The sequence below is a fragment of the Caballeronia sp. M1242 genome (genome assembly GCF_017220215.1).
Classification (GTDB): domain Bacteria; phylum Pseudomonadota; class Gammaproteobacteria; order Burkholderiales; family Burkholderiaceae; genus Caballeronia.
Genome location: NZ_CP071129.1, coordinates 1825183 through 1842222, shown reverse-complemented (window position 1 = coordinate 1842222; position 17040 = coordinate 1825183). Strand labels below are relative to the sequence as shown.

Annotated in this window: 16 protein-coding genes; 11 read left to right on the top strand and 5 right to left on the bottom strand. The window is 63.7% G+C overall.

Annotation, left to right across the window (positions count from 1 at the left end):
* The first annotated feature begins 2 nt into the window (after positions 1 to 2).
* Positions 3 to 1019, top strand: a complete 1017-nt coding sequence (locus JYK05_RS08550) for a Gfo/Idh/MocA family oxidoreductase (RefSeq protein WP_206468256.1) — start codon at positions 3 to 5, stop codon at positions 1017 to 1019.
* A 42-nt stretch (positions 1020 to 1061) separates the two neighbouring features.
* Here the strand turns inward: JYK05_RS08550 and JYK05_RS08545 are convergent, their stop codons facing one another.
* Both JYK05_RS08545 and JYK05_RS08540 read right to left on the bottom strand, forming a co-directional pair.
* Positions 1062 to 1397 carry a helix-turn-helix domain-containing protein gene (locus JYK05_RS08545; RefSeq protein ID WP_175944313.1) on the bottom strand — a complete coding sequence of 112 codons (336 nt, stop codon included), beginning with the start codon at positions 1395 to 1397 and terminating at the stop codon, positions 1062 to 1064.
* Positions 1394 to 1720 (bottom strand): type II toxin-antitoxin system RelE/ParE family toxin, encoded by a 327-nt coding sequence (locus JYK05_RS08540; protein WP_175945230.1) that lies wholly within the window; start codon positions 1718 to 1720, stop codon positions 1394 to 1396. Before JYK05_RS08540 ends, JYK05_RS08545 begins: the two co-directional genes overlap by 4 nt.
* Positions 1721 to 1967: 247 nt before the next feature.
* Here JYK05_RS08540 and JYK05_RS08535 point away from each other — a divergent pair, with 247 nt between their 5' ends.
* Positions 1968 to 2195, top strand: a complete 228-nt coding sequence (locus JYK05_RS08535) for a sulfurtransferase TusA family protein (protein WP_206466644.1) — start codon at positions 1968 to 1970, stop codon at positions 2193 to 2195.
* Between the two features lie 74 nt (positions 2196 to 2269).
* Here JYK05_RS08535 and galU read toward each other — a convergent pair whose 3' ends face one another.
* Entirely contained in the window at positions 2270 to 3151 is an 882-nt protein-coding gene (gene galU, locus JYK05_RS08530) for a UTP--glucose-1-phosphate uridylyltransferase GalU (protein ID WP_175944309.1), read from the bottom strand.
* Positions 3152 to 3225: 74 nt separating this feature from the next.
* Positions 3226 to 6093: a valine--tRNA ligase gene (locus JYK05_RS08525; RefSeq protein ID WP_206466643.1), complete on the bottom strand. Its 2868-nt coding sequence runs from the start codon at positions 6091 to 6093 to the stop codon at positions 3226 to 3228.
* Positions 6094 to 6313: 220 nt separating this feature from the next.
* Here JYK05_RS08525 and JYK05_RS08520 point away from each other — a divergent pair, with 220 nt between their 5' ends.
* From JYK05_RS08520 to JYK05_RS08490, 8 genes are all read left to right on the top strand, one after another.
* Positions 6314 to 8668, top strand: a complete 2355-nt coding sequence (locus JYK05_RS08520) for a UvrD-helicase domain-containing protein (RefSeq protein ID WP_206466642.1) — start codon at positions 6314 to 6316, stop codon at positions 8666 to 8668.
* Positions 8665 to 9417 carry a 5'-methylthioadenosine/adenosylhomocysteine nucleosidase gene (locus JYK05_RS08515; protein WP_206466641.1) on the top strand — a complete coding sequence of 251 codons (753 nt, stop codon included), beginning with the start codon at positions 8665 to 8667 and terminating at the stop codon, positions 9415 to 9417. Before JYK05_RS08520 ends, JYK05_RS08515 begins: the two co-directional genes overlap by 4 nt.
* Before the next feature lie 95 nt (positions 9418 to 9512).
* Positions 9513 to 9773 (top strand): hypothetical protein, encoded by a 261-nt coding sequence (locus JYK05_RS08510; RefSeq protein ID WP_206466640.1) that lies wholly within the window; start codon positions 9513 to 9515, stop codon positions 9771 to 9773.
* A 38-nt stretch (positions 9774 to 9811) separates the two neighbouring features.
* Entirely contained in the window at positions 9812 to 10243 is a 432-nt protein-coding gene (locus JYK05_RS08505) for a hypothetical protein (RefSeq protein ID WP_241269787.1), read from the top strand.
* A 241-nt stretch (positions 10244 to 10484) separates the two neighbouring features.
* Positions 10485 to 12389, top strand: coding sequence for a propionate--CoA ligase (locus JYK05_RS08500; protein WP_206466638.1), 1905 nt, complete (start codon positions 10485 to 10487; stop codon positions 12387 to 12389).
* A 115-nt stretch (positions 12390 to 12504) separates the two neighbouring features.
* Positions 12505 to 12636 carry a hypothetical protein gene (locus tag JYK05_RS26520; RefSeq protein WP_256443308.1) on the top strand — a complete coding sequence of 44 codons (132 nt, stop codon included), beginning with the start codon at positions 12505 to 12507 and terminating at the stop codon, positions 12634 to 12636.
* Positions 12636 to 12896 carry a BPSL0067 family protein gene (locus JYK05_RS08495; protein ID WP_241269786.1) on the top strand — a complete coding sequence of 87 codons (261 nt, stop codon included), beginning with the start codon at positions 12636 to 12638 and terminating at the stop codon, positions 12894 to 12896. Before JYK05_RS26520 ends, JYK05_RS08495 begins: the two co-directional genes overlap by 1 nt.
* An 8-nt stretch (positions 12897 to 12904) precedes the next feature.
* The gene (locus JYK05_RS08490) at positions 12905 to 13339 is read left to right on the top strand and encodes an STY0301 family protein (protein WP_206466637.1); all 435 of its coding nucleotides are present in this window, start codon (positions 12905 to 12907) and stop codon (positions 13337 to 13339) included.
* Between the two features lie 66 nt (positions 13340 to 13405).
* On the opposite strand, the gene JYK05_RS08485 is transcribed toward JYK05_RS08490, so the two are convergent.
* Positions 13406 to 14656 (bottom strand): MFS transporter, encoded by a 1251-nt coding sequence (locus tag JYK05_RS08485; RefSeq protein WP_241269785.1) that lies wholly within the window; start codon positions 14654 to 14656, stop codon positions 13406 to 13408.
* Between the two features lie 357 nt (positions 14657 to 15013).
* Here JYK05_RS08485 and JYK05_RS08480 point away from each other — a divergent pair, with 357 nt between their 5' ends.
* On the top strand, positions 15014 to 16636 hold the full coding sequence (locus JYK05_RS08480; RefSeq protein WP_371826373.1) for a methyl-accepting chemotaxis protein: 1623 nt from the start codon (positions 15014 to 15016) through the stop codon (positions 16634 to 16636).
* Positions 16637 to 17040: the final 404 nt, after the last annotated feature.

The window sequence follows — 17040 nt, the reverse complement described above, 5'->3', positions numbered from 1 at the left end:
CGGTGCGCGTGGTGCGCGTGGGTATCGTCGGGCTCGGGCGCCTCGGACGCCGCCACGCCGAGAATCTTGCGTGGCATGTGCCGGGCGCGAAGCTCGTTGCCGCGTGCAGTCCCGTCGACGAGGAACGCGCGTGGGCGCGCGAACGCTTGCCGGAGCTTGCGCTCTACGCGGACTACGACGCGCTGCTCGCCGATGCATCGGTCGATGCGGTGTGGCTCGTCACGCCGACCTCGCTGCACGCGCGGCAGATCATCGCCGCGCTGGAGGCGGGCAAGCACGTCTTCTGCGAAAAGCCGCTCTCGCTCGATCTCGCCGAATGCGACCGCGTGATCGAAGCCCACGCACGGCATCCGCAATTGCACGTGATGATCGGCTTCGTGCGCCGCTTCGACGCGAGTTATCGCGATGCGTTCGAGCAAGTCGGGAAGGGCGCGATCGGCCGGCCGTTCATGGTGCGCTCGCAGACCTGCGACAAGAACGACCCCGACGGTTTCTTCGTCCGCTTCGCGCCGACTTCGGGCGGACTCTTTCTCGATTGCAGCGTGCATGACATCGACCTCGCGCGCTGGATGCTCGGCAATCCGCGTGCGAAACGCGTGTTCGCGAGCGGCACGATCGCGATACACGAGGGCTTGCGCGAATGCGGCGATATCGACAACGGCGTGGGTGTAGTCGAATTTGACGATGGCCGGCTCGCCGTGTTCTACGCCTCGCGCACGATGGCGCACGGACATGATACGCAGACCGAAATAATCGGCGCAGCGGGCGCGTTGTCGGTGGGGCGCAATCCGCGGCTGAACCGCGTCGAAATCGCCGATGAGCACGGCATGCGCAACGCGTGCACGCCGACGTTCTTCGAGCGTTTCGAGGATGCGTTCTTGCGCGAGGCGCAGGCATTCGTCGCGTTGCTGAAGGACGGCACGCCGACCGGGCTCACGCTGAACGACGCGCGGGAGGCGACGCGCATAGGCATCGCGTTGCGCGAAGCGTATGCGAGCGGGCGGCCGGTGGATCTTTGAGCGCTGCGGAACGCATCGCCCGCATTCGCGTTGATACCGCCGTCAGCCGACGACCAGCGTGACCGGCTTGCCTATGCGGGCGAGCATTTCCACGAGCGAGTCGATGGTGAACTTGCTCGACTTCTTGTTGACGACGTCCGATACGCGTGGCCGCGTGACGTGAAGAATCTCGGCGGCGTCGGCTTGCTTCAGTTCTTGCGCTTCGATCCAGGCCGCCAGCTCGTCCATGAGTTGCTCTTTAAGCAAGAGCGTCTGACCGATGAGCGCCTGTGACTCGGCTTGATACCGGCGTGCTTCCGCGGGCGCGAAACCAAGCTCTGCGAAGATGTTCGCACCTCGCTTGGTCACGTGTCGGACTTTCGTGTCAACCTTGTTCATGTTCGTGCCTTTCTTTCCCGAACGATCGCCCGATAGCGAGCGGCGGCGATCTCCTTGTCGTGCGTGGATGTCGCTTGCGATTTCTTCTGGAAGCAATGCAATACGAAAACCGCTTCTTCGAACTTCGCTACGTACATAACGCGAAAGATTCCGCTTGTGCCCCTGATGCGGATCTCGCGCACACCGGGGCCAACATCGTTGAAGGGCTTCCAGTCTTCGGGATCAAGCCCGACTTGCAGACGGCCAAGTTGGAAGCCTGCTTCGCGCCGTGCCGCAGAGGGAAACTCAAGGATGTCGTCATAGGACGAGCCGACCCAGCGGATTTCTTTCTCATCGGGGCATTGTACAAAATTTTATACAGTTCCGCCGACGCACGCGGTCGAAAGGCGCCGGGCACGCAGAGACTGCGAAGGTTGGTGAACGAGAGCTGAAAAATCTATCCGCTCGCACTGGAGCCGTGAAGTGGAAAACTCCCAAGGGAAGCGAAGGAGGGCAACGCTCGGCCGGCAGGTAGATCTCCAACCGCTGCGTTAAAATGGAACCATCAGGCACACGGAAGGTTCAATCGCGATGGAAGTTCACAAGGAAGTCGACGCACGCGGGCTCAACTGCCCGTTGCCGATTCTGCGGGCGAAGAAGGCGCTGGCCGACATGACGAGCGGCCAGATTCTGAAAGTGCTCGCGACCGATCCCGGTTCGCAGCGCGATTTCGCCGCGTTCGCCAAGCAGACCGGCAATGAAATCGTCGAGTCGAGCTCGCAGGACAAGACGTTTATCTTCTTGATGCGGCGCCGCTGAAAATCAGAAGCGCAAAAGCAAAATGCCCGTCACGCAAGTGACGGGCATTTTTTTTCGTACAGGGCCGTTGACGCTTAGCCTTCGAGAACCGGCGAACGCGTGCGCAGGTATTCTTCGAAGTCCTTCGCCACTTCCGGATGGCGCAGCGCGAATTCGACCGTCGCCTTCAGATAGCCGAGCTTGCTGCCGCAATCGAAACGCGTGCCGTGATACTTGTACGCGAGCACTTGCTCATCCGACAGCAGCGACTGAATCGCGTCCGTCAGTTGCAGCTCGCCGCCCGCGCCGGGCTTGAGCGCGCGGATGTGATCGAAAATGCGCGGCTTCAGCACATAGCGACCGACCACGCCCAGGTTCGACGGCGCAACCGCCGGCTCCGGCTTCTCGACGATGCCCGAGAGCTTGACGATGTTGTCTTCCCACTCCTTGCCGTCGATGATGCCGTACGACTTCGTGTCTTGCGGCGGGATTTCTTCGACGCCGATCACCGAGCTGTGATAGTGGTCGAAGACTTCGATCATCTGCGACATGACGGGCGGCCTGCCGTACAGCAAGTCGTCCGCGAGGATCACGGCGAACGGATTGTCGCCGACGAGCTTTTCGGCGCACAACACCGCATGACCGAGACCGAGCGCCTCGGCCTGCCGCACATAGAAGCAGTCCACGTGGCTCGGCTTGATGCTGCGCACGAGTTCGAGAAGCTTCTCTTTGCCGCGCGCCTCCAGCTCGGCTTCGATCTCATAGGACTTGTCGAAATGATCTTCGATGGCACGCTTGCTGCGGCCGGTGACGAAGATCATTTCGGTGATGCCGGCGGCCATCGCTTCTTCGACCGCGTACTGAATCAGCGGCTTGTCGACGACCGGCAGCATTTCCTTCGGGCTAGCCTTGGTCGCGGGGAGGAACCGTGTGCCGAGACCCGCAACGGGAAAAACCGCTTTGGTAACTTTTAGCATGTGATGACCCTGATCCTCTTAATCATTTAGAACATCGAGTGAAGCGACTGAACAGGGCGTAAAAACGACTCCCATCATACGGGCAGTCGCAATAATTGCGCCTGAAGCTTCTCGATAGTGGTCTTGAATTCTGCCAGCCTTTTGCGCTCCTGTTCAACGACAGCGGCCGGCGCTTTTGCAACAAAGCTTTCATTGCCCAGCTTCGCGTTACATTTGACGATCTCGCCGCCAAGACGTTCGACTTCCTTCGTCAAACGCTCGCGCTCGGCAGCCACGTCGATCTCTACTTTCAGCACCAGCTTGTTCGCGCCGACGATGGCGACCGGTGCGCCTGACGCTTCCTTGTCGAGCGCCGCTTCGTCGTCGATGATCTTCACTTCCGCAAGACGCGCAAGCGCCGCGACATAAGGCGCGAACGACGAAAGACGCGCGGCGTCGCCGTGCGCGAGCAAGGGCACCTTCACCGCGGGCGACAGGTTCATCTCGCCACGCAGATTACGACATGCGTCGATCACTGCTTTCAGTTCGGCGGCCCACTGTTCAGCGGATTCATCCAGCTTTTTCGTCTCGGCGCGCGGATACGGCTGCGTCATGATCGACGCTTCGCCTTCCTTCGCGCCCGCCGGGTAAGCGTCCGTCAACGGGGCGACCTTCTGCCACAACGCTTCGGTAATGAACGGAATGACCGGGTGCGCCAAACGCAGCACCGTTTCCAGCACGCGCAAGAGCGTGCGGCGCGTGGCGCGCTGCTGCTCGGGCGTGCCGTTCTGAATCTGCACCTTCGCGAGTTCGAGGTACCAGTCGCAGTACTCGTCCCACACGAACTTGTAAATTGCGCTTGCGACATTGTCGAAGCGATAGTCCGCGAAGCCCTTCTCGACTTCCGCTTCCACGCGCTGAAGCAGCGACACGATCCAGCGGTCCGCCTGCGAGAAGTCGGTATAGCCGCCGGGCCCGCAGTCGCCGGGCTTGCAGCCGGCCACGTTCGCAAAACCGCAATCGTGGCCTTCGCAATTCATCAAGACGAAACGCGTGGCGTTCCAGAGCTTGTTGCAGAAGTTGCGATACCCCTCGCAGCGTGCCAGATCAAAATTCACATTGCGACCGAGCGTGGCCATCGACGCCATCGTAAAGCGCAGCGCATCCGTGCCGAACGCCGGAATGCCGTCGGGAAATTCCTTGCGCGTCTTCTTCTCGATCTGCGCGGCCTGCTTCGGATTCATGAGGCCGCTCGTGCGCTTGGCGACGAGCGTTTCGAGGTCGATGCCATCCACGATGTCGATCGGATCGAGCGTATTGCCCTTGCTCTTCGACATCTTCTGACCTTCCGCGTCGCGCACGAGGCCGTGCACATAGACGGTATCGAAGGGCACCTTGCCGGTGAAATGCGTGGTCATCATCACCATCCGGGCGACCCAGAAGAAGATGATGTCGAAGCCCGTCACGAGCACCGAAGAAGGCAGGAACGCCTTCAGCTCTTTCGTCTCGTTCGGCCAGCCGAGCGACGAGAAGGGCACGAGCGCGGAGGAGAACCACGTGTCGAGCACGTCGTCGTCGCGCTTGAGCGCGCCGGTGTAACCCTGGCGCTCAGCGTCGGCGCGCGCTTCGTCTTCGGTCTTCGCGACGAAGATTTCGCCGTTCTCGCCGTACCACGCGGGAATCTGATGCCCCCACCACAACTGACGCGAGATGCACCAGTCCTGAATATTTTCGAGCCACTGATAATAGGTCGTGGTCCAGTTCTCCGGCACGAACTTGATCTCGCCGTTGCGCACCACGTCGAGCGCGGTTTCGGCGATCGACTTGCCCGGATTGAACGTGCCTTCGGGCGCGGGCTTGCTCATCGCGACGAACCATTGGTCGGTCAGCATCGGCTCGATGACGACGCCCGTGCGGTCGCCGCGCGGCACCATCAGCTTGTGCGGCTTGACGGAATCGAGCAGACCTAGCGCTTCGAGATCGGCGACGACCTGCTTGCGTGCGTCGAACCGGTCCATGCCGCGATATTTCTCGGGCGCGTTGTCGTTGATCTTCGCGTCGAGCGTGAGAATCTCGATTTGCGGCAGCTTGTGGCGCTGTCCGACCGCGTAGTCGTTGAAGTCGTGCGCGGGCGTGACCTTCACGACGCCGGTGCCGAACTCGCGGTCCACGTAGTCGTCCGCGATCACGGGAATTTCGCGGTCACACAGCGGCAGCACGACCGTCTTGCCGATCAGGTGCGCATAACGCTCGTCTTCCGGATGCACCATCACGGCGACGTCGCCGAGCATGGTTTCCGGGCGCGTCGTCGCGACAGTGAGATGGCCCGAGCCGTCCGGCAGCGGATACTTGATGTGCCAGAGGCTGCCGTTCTCTTCCTCGCTCACGACTTCGAGATCGGACACGGCCGTGCCGAGCACCGGGTCCCAGTTCACGAGCCGCTTGCCGCGATAGATGAGCCCTTGCTTGTAGAGCGTGACGAAGACGTCGCGCACGGCGGCGGACATCTTGTCGTCCATCGTGAAGTATTCGCGCGACCAGTCGATCGACGCGCCGAGCCTGCGCACCTGCCGCGTGATGGTCGAGCCGGATTCCTGCTTCCACGCCCACACGCGCTTCAGAAACTCCTCGCGGCCCAGATCGTGGCGCGAGATGCCTTGCGCATCGAGCTGTCGTTCCACGACGATCTGCGTCGCGATGCCCGCGTGGTCCGTGCCCGGCACCCACAGCGTGTTCTCGCCGAGCATGCGGTGATAGCGCGTGAGGCCATCCATGATGGTCTGGTTGAACGCGTGCCCCATGTGCAGCGTGCCGGTGACGTTCGGCGGCGGCAGTTGAATGGAGAAGTTCTTGGCACCTTCCTTGAAGGTCGGCGCGGAATAGCCGCGTTTTTCCCATTCCGGGCCCCACTGGGACTCGATGTTCTGGGGCTCGAAGCTCTTCGCAAGCGTGCTGTCGCTCATCGTGAAATCTGCCGAAAAATGCGTGAAAAGATGCGGGGTAATCACCGATTATAAGGTTTGGACCGCGCAATCGGACGAATCCGGGCGCGGCCGGTCCGCTGCCGTGGATGGCTCGCCGGGCGACGCCATCGGCGCGGTCTTATAATGGTCGGCTACCCGGCGACTCCTCGCCCGCTCATTGGCACGCTCACTGGCGCGCTTTGCGCCGCTCCACTTTCCCATGCCCGATTTACTCGCCAACCTCAATCCCGAACAGCTCGCCGCCGTGACGCTGCCGAACGAGCCCGCGCTGATCCTCGCGGGCGCGGGCAGCGGCAAGACGCGGGTGCTCATCACCCGCATTGCGTGGCTGATTCAGCAGGGTTACGCATCGCCGCCGACCATTCTCGCGGTCACGTTCACGAACAAGGCGGCGCGCGAGATGATGTCGCGCCTGTCGGCGCTTCTGCCTATCGACACGCGCGGCATGTGGATCGGCACGTTCCACGGCCTGTGCAACCGCATGTTGCGCGCGCATTACCGCGACGCGGGCCTGCCGCAGTCGTTCCAGATTCTCGACACGGCGGACCAGCTTTCCGCGATCAAGCGGCTCATGAAGGGCCTGAACGTCGACGACGAGAAGTATCCGGCGAAGAATCTCCAGTACTTCATCAACAACGCGAAGGAACAAGGGCTGCGTCCGAAAGACGTCGATGCGACCGACAACTTCAATCGCAAGTTCGTCGAGCTGTACGAGGCTTACGACCAGCAATGCCAGCGCGAAGGCGTCGTCGATTTTCCCGAGCTGCTGCTGCGCTGCTACGAACTGCTCGCGCACAATCCGCCGCTGCGCGCGCATTATCAGGCGCGCTTTCGCAATATCCTCGTCGACGAGTTTCAGGACACCAACAAGCTGCAATATGCGTGGCTGAAGCAGCTGGCGGGCGAGCACAACGCGATCTTCGCCGTGGGCGACGACGATCAGTCCATCTACGCGTTTCGCGGCGCGAATGTCGGCAACATGCACGATTTCGAGCGCGAGTTCCGCGTGCGCAATCTCATCAAGCTGGAGCAGAACTACCGCTCGCACGGCCATATTCTCGATACCGCGAATTATCTGATCGCGAACAACGCGCGGCGGCTCGGCAAGAATCTGCGCACGGACGCGGGGCACGGCGAGCCGGTGCGCGTTTATGAGGCCGCGACCGATTCGCAGGAAGCGGGCTGGATCGTCGAGGAGATCAAGGCGCTCATCAACACCGGCCTCGCGCGCGGCGAGATCGCGGTGCTGTATCGAAGCAACGCGCAGTCGCGCACCATCGAACATACGCTGGTGAACGCGGGCATTGCGTATCGCGTGTATGGCGGCTTGCGGTTCTTCGAGCGTCAGGAAATCAAGCACGCGCTCGCGTATCTGCGGCTGATCGACAATCCTAACGACGACACTGCGTTTGCCCGCGTCGTCAATTTCCCGACGCGCGGCATCGGTGCGCGTTCCATCGAGCAACTGGCCGACGCCGCGCGTCTCTACAACTGTTCGATGGCCGCCGCCGTGCCTTACGTGACCGGCAAGGCGGGATCGAGCCTCGGCGCGTTCGCGACGCTCATCGCGAAGATGCGCGCCGAAACGCAGCAGATGAGCCTGCCGGAAACGGTCGAATACGTCGTGCGCGCAAGCGGACTCGCCGCGTTCTACGAGACCGAGCGGGAAGGGCAGGACCGGCTCGAAAACTTGCAGGAACTGGTGAACGCAGCGGCGGCGTTCGTGAGCGAAGAAGGCTACGGGCTGGATACGCCCGCGCGGTCGATTCCGCTGCGCCCCGGCGCGACCGCCGCGCAGGAGATCACAGCGGTGAGCGAGGACGGCGAGATCGAAGTGCTGGATGCGCCCGGCATCGCCGATCCCGCGCAGAATCCGGACACCATGACGCCGCTCGCGGGCTTCCTGTCGCATGCATCGCTCGAAGCGGGCGACAACCAGGCGCAAGCCGGACAGGACGCCGTGCAGTTGATGACCGTCCACGCGGCGAAGGGTCTGGAGTTCACGGCGGTGTTCATCACCGGGCTCGAAGAAGGGCTCTTCCCGCACGAAAACAGCGCGCAGGAATCCGACGGGCTCGAAGAAGAGCGGCGGCTCGCGTATGTCGCGATCACGCGGGCGAAGGAGCGGCTGTATCTGTCGTTCGCGCAGAGCCGCATGCTGCACGGCCAGACGCGCTACAACATCCGCTCCCGCTTTTTCGACGAACTGCCGGAGGGCTCGCTCAAATGGCTCACGCCGAAAGTTGAAGCGGGCGCGCGCTGGGGCGGTCGCGCCGACAACGCCGGCTGGGGCCGCGACTGGTTCGCGCGGCCGGGACAGGAACGCGGCGGACCATCGACGCCGAGTCCGGCGCTGCCGTCGTTCGCGAACGAACAGCGCGCGGCCGATACCGGCTTCAAGGTCGGGCAGGCCGTCTTTCACACGAAGTTCGGCGAGGGCACCGTGACCGCGCTCGAAGGTTCTGGCGGCGATGCTCGCGCGCAAGTGCGCTTCAAGCGGCACGGCGAAAAGTGGCTGGCGCTGGCGGTGGCCAAGCTGCAGGCCGTCGAATGAAGCGGCTCGCGATCATGGCGGCGCTGCCGCAGGAACTGGGCGACCTGATCGCGCACATGCGGCACGCGGGCGACGTGCGCACGGTGACGCTCGGCAAGCGCGAATATCACGTCGGCGAGGCGCACGGCGTGCCTGTGGTGGTGACGCTCGCGCGCATCGGCAAGGTCGCGGCGGCCGCCACGGCGAGCGCGCTCATCCATGTCTTCGGCGTCGATGCGATTCTCTTCACCGGCGTCGCGGGCGGCGTGCGGGCGGATGTGCGCGTGGGCGATATCGTCGTCGCGAATGCGCTGCTTCAGCACGATCTCGACGCATCGCCGTTTTTTCCGCGTTACGAAGTGCCGCTGCTGGAGCGCACGCATTTCGACGCCGACAGCGCGTTGTCGGACGCGCTCGCCGCTGCGGCGGTCGCGTTCATCGAAACAGAAGGCGACGCGCTCGCCGAACGCTTCGCCGTCATGCGGCCGCGCGTGCATCGCGGGCTGGTGGTGAGCGGCGACAAGTTCATCGCGAGCCACGAGGCGGTGAGCGCGTTGCGCGCTGCGCTGCCGGATGCGCTCGCGGTCGAGATGGAAGGCGCGGCGCTCGCGCAGGTCTGCTACGAGCACGGCGTGCCGTGCGCCGTTGTCCGCACCATTTCCGATACGGCCGATGCCGAAGCGCCCGCGTCCTTCGCGGAATTCTTGACGGCCATTGCGGGGATGTACTCGTCGGGGGTGCTGTCGCGGTTTTTGATGCGGGCTGGGTGAGGCGGTTGAGGCGGTTGGCACATCAAGCTTGTTATTGAGAATGATTCTCAATACAATCGAGCCTTACATCGTGGATACACGACTGGAGGCCCGACGTGACCAACGATCCAAAGCCCGACGGCGTAACGCACGCCGAACCGCGCGATGCACTAGCAGCCTGCGCCATTGCAGCGAACGCCGCCAAAGTTCTCGAAACGACCCGCCGCGCCTGGGCCGAGGCGCCCGCCGCGCCGTCGCCCGCGCGCGCCGAATGCCCGCCGCCGCGCGCCGCGCGAAAGAAGCGCATCGTGCCGCGCCGCTCCCGCTGGGCGAGTCTCGTCGCCGCCCTGAACGAATGGAGCCCGAAGCCGCTGTGATCGCCGCCGACCATACTCCCAACGCCCTCGACACCCGCATGCTCGACGCAAGCCGCTTCCCGCTCGTACGCGTGCGACGCCGGGCGATGAAGCCCGGCTATGCGTTCGGGTGGTCCGCGCAGATGCGCCGGCTGCTCGCGCTCGCAACGCCGTTCGTCATCGTCGCGGAACACAGCGACGACGAAACTCCCGACGACTTCGCTCTACGCGCCGCGTGGCTGCGCACGCATCGCGTGGCGCTGGCGGCGCACTGCCGAGGATTCATCGTGATCGAGCCGCGCATCGAGGCGCGGGCGACGACGCGCGAAACGCTGCGCGCGCTCATGCAAGACAGCGGCGTGCGAACGGTCGTTGTATCGAGCATGCGCGTGGCAGGCGAACTCGCGCCGGTCCTGCTCAGGCACGGCGCGGCACCGGCGAGCGCGCCGCTATCGCGCAGATCGAGCAAATCAAGCAGCCGCGCGCTCTGAACGCGCGGACCGCTGACACGCGCAACTGCCCGGACACAAAGAACCCGACGGCATCAGCGCCGCGCTCGGCAATCATGCGCCCAAAGCCGCTCGCAACCGTGTCGATCGCATCGTCCGATGACACGTCGCTGAGACGATCAGGGCGCGCCCTCTCTAGGCAGCCGTTCGCCCGCTGCTCTATGCTGTGGAGCGAGTCGCCAAGCCGCGACTCGCCCCGCATTGCATCTTGCAGAGGACGCGCATGCCGACTTACCGAGAAGCGTATCGCCAGTCGATCGAAGAGCCCGAAGCGTTCTGGGCCGAACAGGCCCGCCGCATCCATTGGCAGACGCCGTTCGAACAGGTGCTCGATGCGAGCAACCCGCCGTTCGCGCGATGGTTCGTCGGCGGGCGCACGAACCTGTGCCATAACGCGGTCGATCGCCATCTCGCCTCGCGCGCGCAGCAAGACGCGCTCGTCTATGTCTCGACTGAAACGGGCATCGAGCGTCGCTACACCTACGCCGAGCTGCACGCGGAAGTGAACCGCATGGCCGCCGTCATGCGTTCGCTGTCGGTCAAGAAGGGCGACCGCGTGCTGATCTATCTGCCGATGATCCCCGAGGCGCTGTTCGCGATGCTCGCGTGCGCGCGCATCGGCGCGATCCATTCGGTCGTGTTCGGCGGCTTCGCGGCGCCGAATCTCGCGGCGCGCATCGACGATGCCGAGCCCACGCTCATCGTCACCGCCGATGCGGGCGCGCGCGCGGGCAAGGTGATCGACTACACGCCGCTCGTCGACGAAGCCTTGTCGCGCGCCGAATTCAAGGTGCCGCAAGTGCTTTTGATCGACCGGCAGCTCGCGCCCGAGCGCCTTCAGGCGAGTTATCTCGTCGCGTACGAGCCGCTGCGCGAGCAATTCTTCGATGCGCACGTTCCCTGCGAATGGCTCGAATCGAACGAGCCGTCGTATGTGCTCTACACGTCCGGCACCACGGGCAAGCCGAAGGGCGTGCAGCGCGATGTCGGCGGCTATGCGGTCGCGCTCGCCGCGTCGATGGAGCATATCTTCCAGGGCGCGGCCGGCGACACGATGTTCACGGCATCGGACATCGGCTGGGTCGTGGGGCATAGCTACATCATTTATGCGCCGCTGATTGCGGGACTGACGACCGTCATGTACGAAGGCACGCCCGTTCGTCCGGACGGCGGCATCTGGTGGCGGCTCGTCGAGCAGCACAAGATCAACCTGATGTTCACCGCGCCCACCGCGATCCGCGTCCTGAAGAAGCAGGATCCGGCGCTGATGGAGAAATACGATCTGTCGAGCCTGCGCACGCTGTTTCTGGCGGGCGAGCCGCTCGACGAGCCCACCGCGCAATGGATCCAGAGCGCGTTGCAGAAGCCCGTGATCGACAACTACTGGCAGACGGAAACCGGCTGGCCGATGCTGGCCATACCGCGCGGCATCGAACAATTGCCGTCGAAGCTCGGCTCGCCGGGCGTGCCGTCGATGGGCTTCAACCTGACACTGCGCAACGAGATGACCGGTGAGCCGTGCGCGCCGGGCGAGAAGGGCGTCGTGACGCTCGGCTATCCGCTGCCGCCGGGCTGCATGCAGACGGTCTGGGGCGATGACCGGCGCTTTATCGAGACGTACTGGCGCAGCGTGCCGAATCAGATGGTTTATTCGACGTTCGACTGGGGCGTGCAGGACGAGGACGGCTACGTGTCGATACTCGGGCGCACCGACGACGTGATCAACGTGGCGGGGCATCGACTGGGCACGCGCGAGATCGAGGAGGCGTTGTCGGCGCACGCGGCGGTCGCGGAAGTGGCGGTCGTCGGCGTGACCGATGCGCTCAAAGGCCAGACGGCCACGGCCTTCGTCGTGCTGCGCGACGCCGATCGCATTAATGCGCCGGGCGCGCGCGAAGGCATGGAAGCGGAGTTGTGCCACGCGGTCGATACGCAGCTCGGCGCGATTGCGCGTCCAGCGCGCGTGCATTTCGTCTCGATGCTGCCGAAGACGCGATCGGGCAAGCTGCTGCGCCGCGCGATTGCCGCGCTGGCCGAAGGCCTCGATCCCGGCGAGCTGCCGACTATCGAGGACGCTAGCGCGCTTGCGCAGATCAGGGCGGCGCTGGAAGCATCCGGCAAGCGATGAGGCAGACACGCGGCATTGATCTTCCGCAAACGATGCCGCAATTTAACGCTCGCGGGCGATATTGCCTGATGCGGTGGCGCATACGATCAGGAGACCTTTTCAAAGGAGGGTCTCCATGTCATACCGATATTCCGACGCAGCCAACCTGGAAGGCACCGACATGGTCGGATCGCACCAGTGCGTCGATCTGGTCAAGCACGATGCGGACGCGCCCGCGACCGCGCTCTGCGGGAAGGGGCACGGGTGATGGATACCCCGTTGATCCCGGTCGGCACGGCCATCGCAACCTTCGTCAAAGGCGAATACCGGAGCCACGCGCACGGCAATCACGCAGCGTTCTTCCTGCGCAGCGACGGACATTGCATCTGGGTGATGGATCAATGGGCGAACGACGAGGACAACAAGCCGGTGGTCTCGTCGCGCGCCATCTGTCGGAAAGGCCGGCTGAAAAACGGCAGATACGTGGACCCGAGCAATAACGCCGACGCGTTCTCCATCATCGAATGAGGACGAGCGTGAAATTGTGCAGCAGGCATTGGCTGCGTGCAGTGATCGCCGCTGCATCGCTGGCGACGTCGGCCGCCGCCGGCGCCGTCGAGATCGCGTGCCCCGCCCGCGTGACGATGCAGCCCGCCGTCGTCACCGATGCACCGGACGGATGGCAGCCGCAGCAACGGCGCACGACGCTATCGGTGCAGGACGTCGTCGTGACGATCGGGCCGCCCGAGCAACGGCATGATTTGAAGCCGGAGATCACGACGGTCAACGGCCAAAGGTCGTACAACTGGCGATTCGTCGCCGCCGAGAACGAGCACGGCGTCTGGCTGTCGTGCGGATATGGCAACACGATACTGCTTTCGCAAAAGCTCTCGACGCCCGTATCCCGATGTCAGGCGCAGGAGCCTATCGTCGAGAATGGCTACAGGAAGCTCGTCATCACCTGTCGTTGAGCCTGCCCGCAAACACAAACGCCCGATCACGTTTCCATGACCGGGCGTTCTACCGAAACACGAGGCTCAAGCCTTCGCGTCGTGCGTCTTAGGCAGCAACACCGTCAGCACGCCGATTAACGGAAGGAACGCGCACAGCTTGTACACATAATCGATGCTCGTCACATCCGCGAGATGCCCGAGCACCGCCGCGCCGACGCCGCCCATGCCGAACGCGAAGCCGAAGAACAGGCCCGCGACCATGCCGACCTTGCCGGGAATCAGTTCCTGCGCGTAGACAAGAATCGCCGAGAACGCCGACGCCAGCACGAGCCCGATCACCACCGACAGCACGCCGGTCCAGAACAGGTTCACATACGGCATCAGCAAGGTGAACGGCGCTACGCCGAGAATCGATACCCAGATCACCGCCTTGCGTCCGACCTTGTCGCCAACCGGCCCGCCGATGATCGTGCCCGCCGCGACCGCCGCGAGGAACACGAACAGGTGAATCTGCGCGGCCTGCACCGATATGCCGAACTTGCTGATCAGATAGAACGTGAAATAGCTCGTGATGCTGGCAAGGTAGAAGTACTTCGAAAAGACGAGCAGGACGAGCACGCTCATCGCCATCACGACCTTCTCGCGCGGCAGCGCCGCGTGCGCCGCTTTCCCGCGACCTTTCTTGACCGCCGGATGACGCTTGTACCAGCGGCCGATGTTCGCGAGCACGACCATCGCGAGCAGCGCGGCCGCCGAGAACCACGCAATCGAGCGCTGGCCGTGCGGAATGACGACGAGCGCGGCAAGCAGCGGCCCGAGCGACGAGCCCGCGTTGCCGCCCACCTGAAACAGCGACTGCGCGAGGCCGTGCTTGCCGCCTGAAGCCATGCGCGCCACGCGCGACGATTCCGGATGAAACACCGACGACCCGCAGCCCACCAGCGCCGCCGCAATCAGCAACGTGCCGAAGTTGCCCGCGATCGACATCAGCAGGAGACCGGACAGCGTGAAGCCCATTCCGACCGGCAGCGAATACGGCTTCGGGTGCTTGTCCGTGTACAGCCCGACGATCGGTTGCAGCAGCGATGCGGTGATCTGATACGTCAACGTGATCAGGCCGATCTGCCCGAAGGTGAGCGCGAACTCGCTCTTGAACATGGGATAGATCGCCAGAATCAGCGACTGGATCATGTCGTTGAGCAGATGCGAGAAGCTGATCGCGCCCAGCACGGAGTACACGGTGCGCGGCGCTGGCACGGGCGCGGCGTTCGCCGCACTCAAAGCCGACGCGCCGCCCGGACTCGGAAAAGCGCCTTTGTCGATACTCGTTTGCATAGTGACTGAGGGAAAAAAAGCGGTGGTTTCGGATTCGTCGTTCTGCCCGCGATTCATGCAGGAACCGAATGTGTGTCAAGTGTAGGGTGGCTCGCTTGCGTTGTCATGCCAAGGTTTGTCGAGAATCGGACACGTCGCGGGCGAGCCGGCGCATATCGTCGGAACAAACGAATTTTGGCCGGTTATAAGAATCGCCGGGCACCGAACGGCCGTACGCACCGCGCTAAAGAAAACGAGGCTTATGCCGTAGACCAGCGATGTGGGCGTCCCGTAGAGCGGGCGTACCGTTCGAAGAAAATCACACGGGGATACATGATGAGACTCTTTCCGCTACGCGCCGCGCGAGGCGCCGGCCTGATGCCGAACGCCGCTTCGGGACAGGCGGCAGGCGCAAGAAACAAGACGGCTTCGAAGCGCGCGCTGTCCGTGAAGGCGACATTGCGCCTCGCGTTCGGCCTCGTTCTGGCGGGCACGCTTGGCATCGGCGCGATTGCGCTCACGCAGATCAGCCGGCTCAACGGCGCGACCGAGTCCATCTACACGCAAGGCTATGTCGCGAGCCGCGCGGCCGAGGAAACGCGCGGCTACCTGCTGCGCGCGAGCCGTTCGCAGAAGATGCTGCTTACCGCATCGACGGCGAAGGAACGCGACGACCTCGGCAACGAGATCGAACGCGCGCTGACCGAGATCGGCAAGGAGCAGGCGCAACTGGCGCAGTACATTGACCATGCGGATACCGACGCGCTCGCGCAACAGAAGCGCTTCTCCGCCGCGCTCGCGACGTGGAGCGGCAACCTGCGCGGCTTCGTCAAGCTCGTGAAGGAGCAGCCGCTCGATCTCTCGCAGATGAACTGGCAAGTCGGCATGCAGGACGTCTCGCTGCTCGTCGAGACCAGCAAGCTGGAGAAAATGGTCGATGAACTCGTGGCGCGCCGGGGCGCCGCCGCGAAAGCGACCATCGACGCCGCCGCGTTCATCTTCCATTCGTCGTTCGTGATGGTGTCGGTGCTGACGATTGCGCTCTTCGTGCTCGCGATCATCGTCAGCGAATGGGTCGTGCGGCGTCTGTCCGGACAACTCGGCGGCGAGCCCGGTTATGCGAAGGAGATCGCGAGCCGCATCGCGTCGGGCGACCTCGCGTATCCGATTCGCCTCAAGCGCCGCGACGACGCCAGCATGCTCTACGCGTTGTCAGAAATGCAGTCGGGCTTGTCGGCGACGGTCGGCGACATTGCGGCGAGCGCGGAGGCGATCGCGTCGGCGTCGAGCGAAATCTCGACGGGCAACGTGGATCTGTCGCGCCGCACGGAAGAGCAGGCGGTCGCGCTGGAGAAGACGGCGGCCAGCATGGAGCAACTGACGTCGACGGTGCGCCAGAACGCCGATAACGCGATGCAGGCGACGACGCTCGCGCACAATGCGTCAGAGATCGCGGAGAAGGGCGGCAAGGTGGTGGGTCGCGTGGTCGAGACGATGGAGCGCATCGATGCGAGCGCGAAGAGCATCGGCGACATCATCGGCGTGATCGAGGGCATTGCGTTTCAGACGAACATTCTCGCGCTGAACGCGGCTGTGGAAGCGGCGCGCGCGGGCGAGCAGGGACGCGGCTTCGCGGTCGTGGCGGGGGAAGTGCGCGCTCTGGCGCAGCGGTCGTCGGCGGCGGCGAAGGAGATCAAGACGTTGATCGACACGTCGGTTTCGCGCGTGTCGGATGGCTCGACCTATGCGCAGGAGGCGGGCGCGACGATGGAGGAAGTGGTGCGCGCCGTGCGACGCGTGACGGACATCATGGGCGAGATTTCGGCGGCTTCGGCCGAGCAGAAGTCGGGCATCGAGGCGATCGGACACGCCGTTTCGCAAATGGACGCCGGGACGCAGCAGAACGCCGCGCTCGTCGAGCAGGCGGCGGCTGCGGCGCAATCGCTCGATGATCAAGCGCGCGCGCTTAAGGGGCTTGTTGGGAAGTTTCAGTTAGCTTGAGCGTTCTTTCTGTTGTTGGCCTTGCCCTTGCTCTTGCCCAGGGCGAGGGCGCTTCATGCTTGCTTAGATGAACTTCTCTTTCGTCGTGGAACTTGATTTCGCGTCGGTCTATTAGCGTTGCCCCTCCCCGGGGCGGGGGTCACTTTCTTTGCTGCTGCAAAGAAAGTAACCAAAGAAAGCAGCTTTTTCGCCCGCGGTTTCAAATGAAGGTGCACTCCGCAGAAAAGCATTGGCACTCAGCTTGAATCAGCCCTGAATCACCCTCCACGCCCGCTGACCGCCACGTCCTCCGAGCCCCTTGGCTCGTCAAAACCATCTTCAAACGACGGCTCTGCCACGTATTCAAGTCTCGGCAAGCCGCGTCAGCCCAACGACCAAAGGTTGCGAGACAACCGTTCTAATCA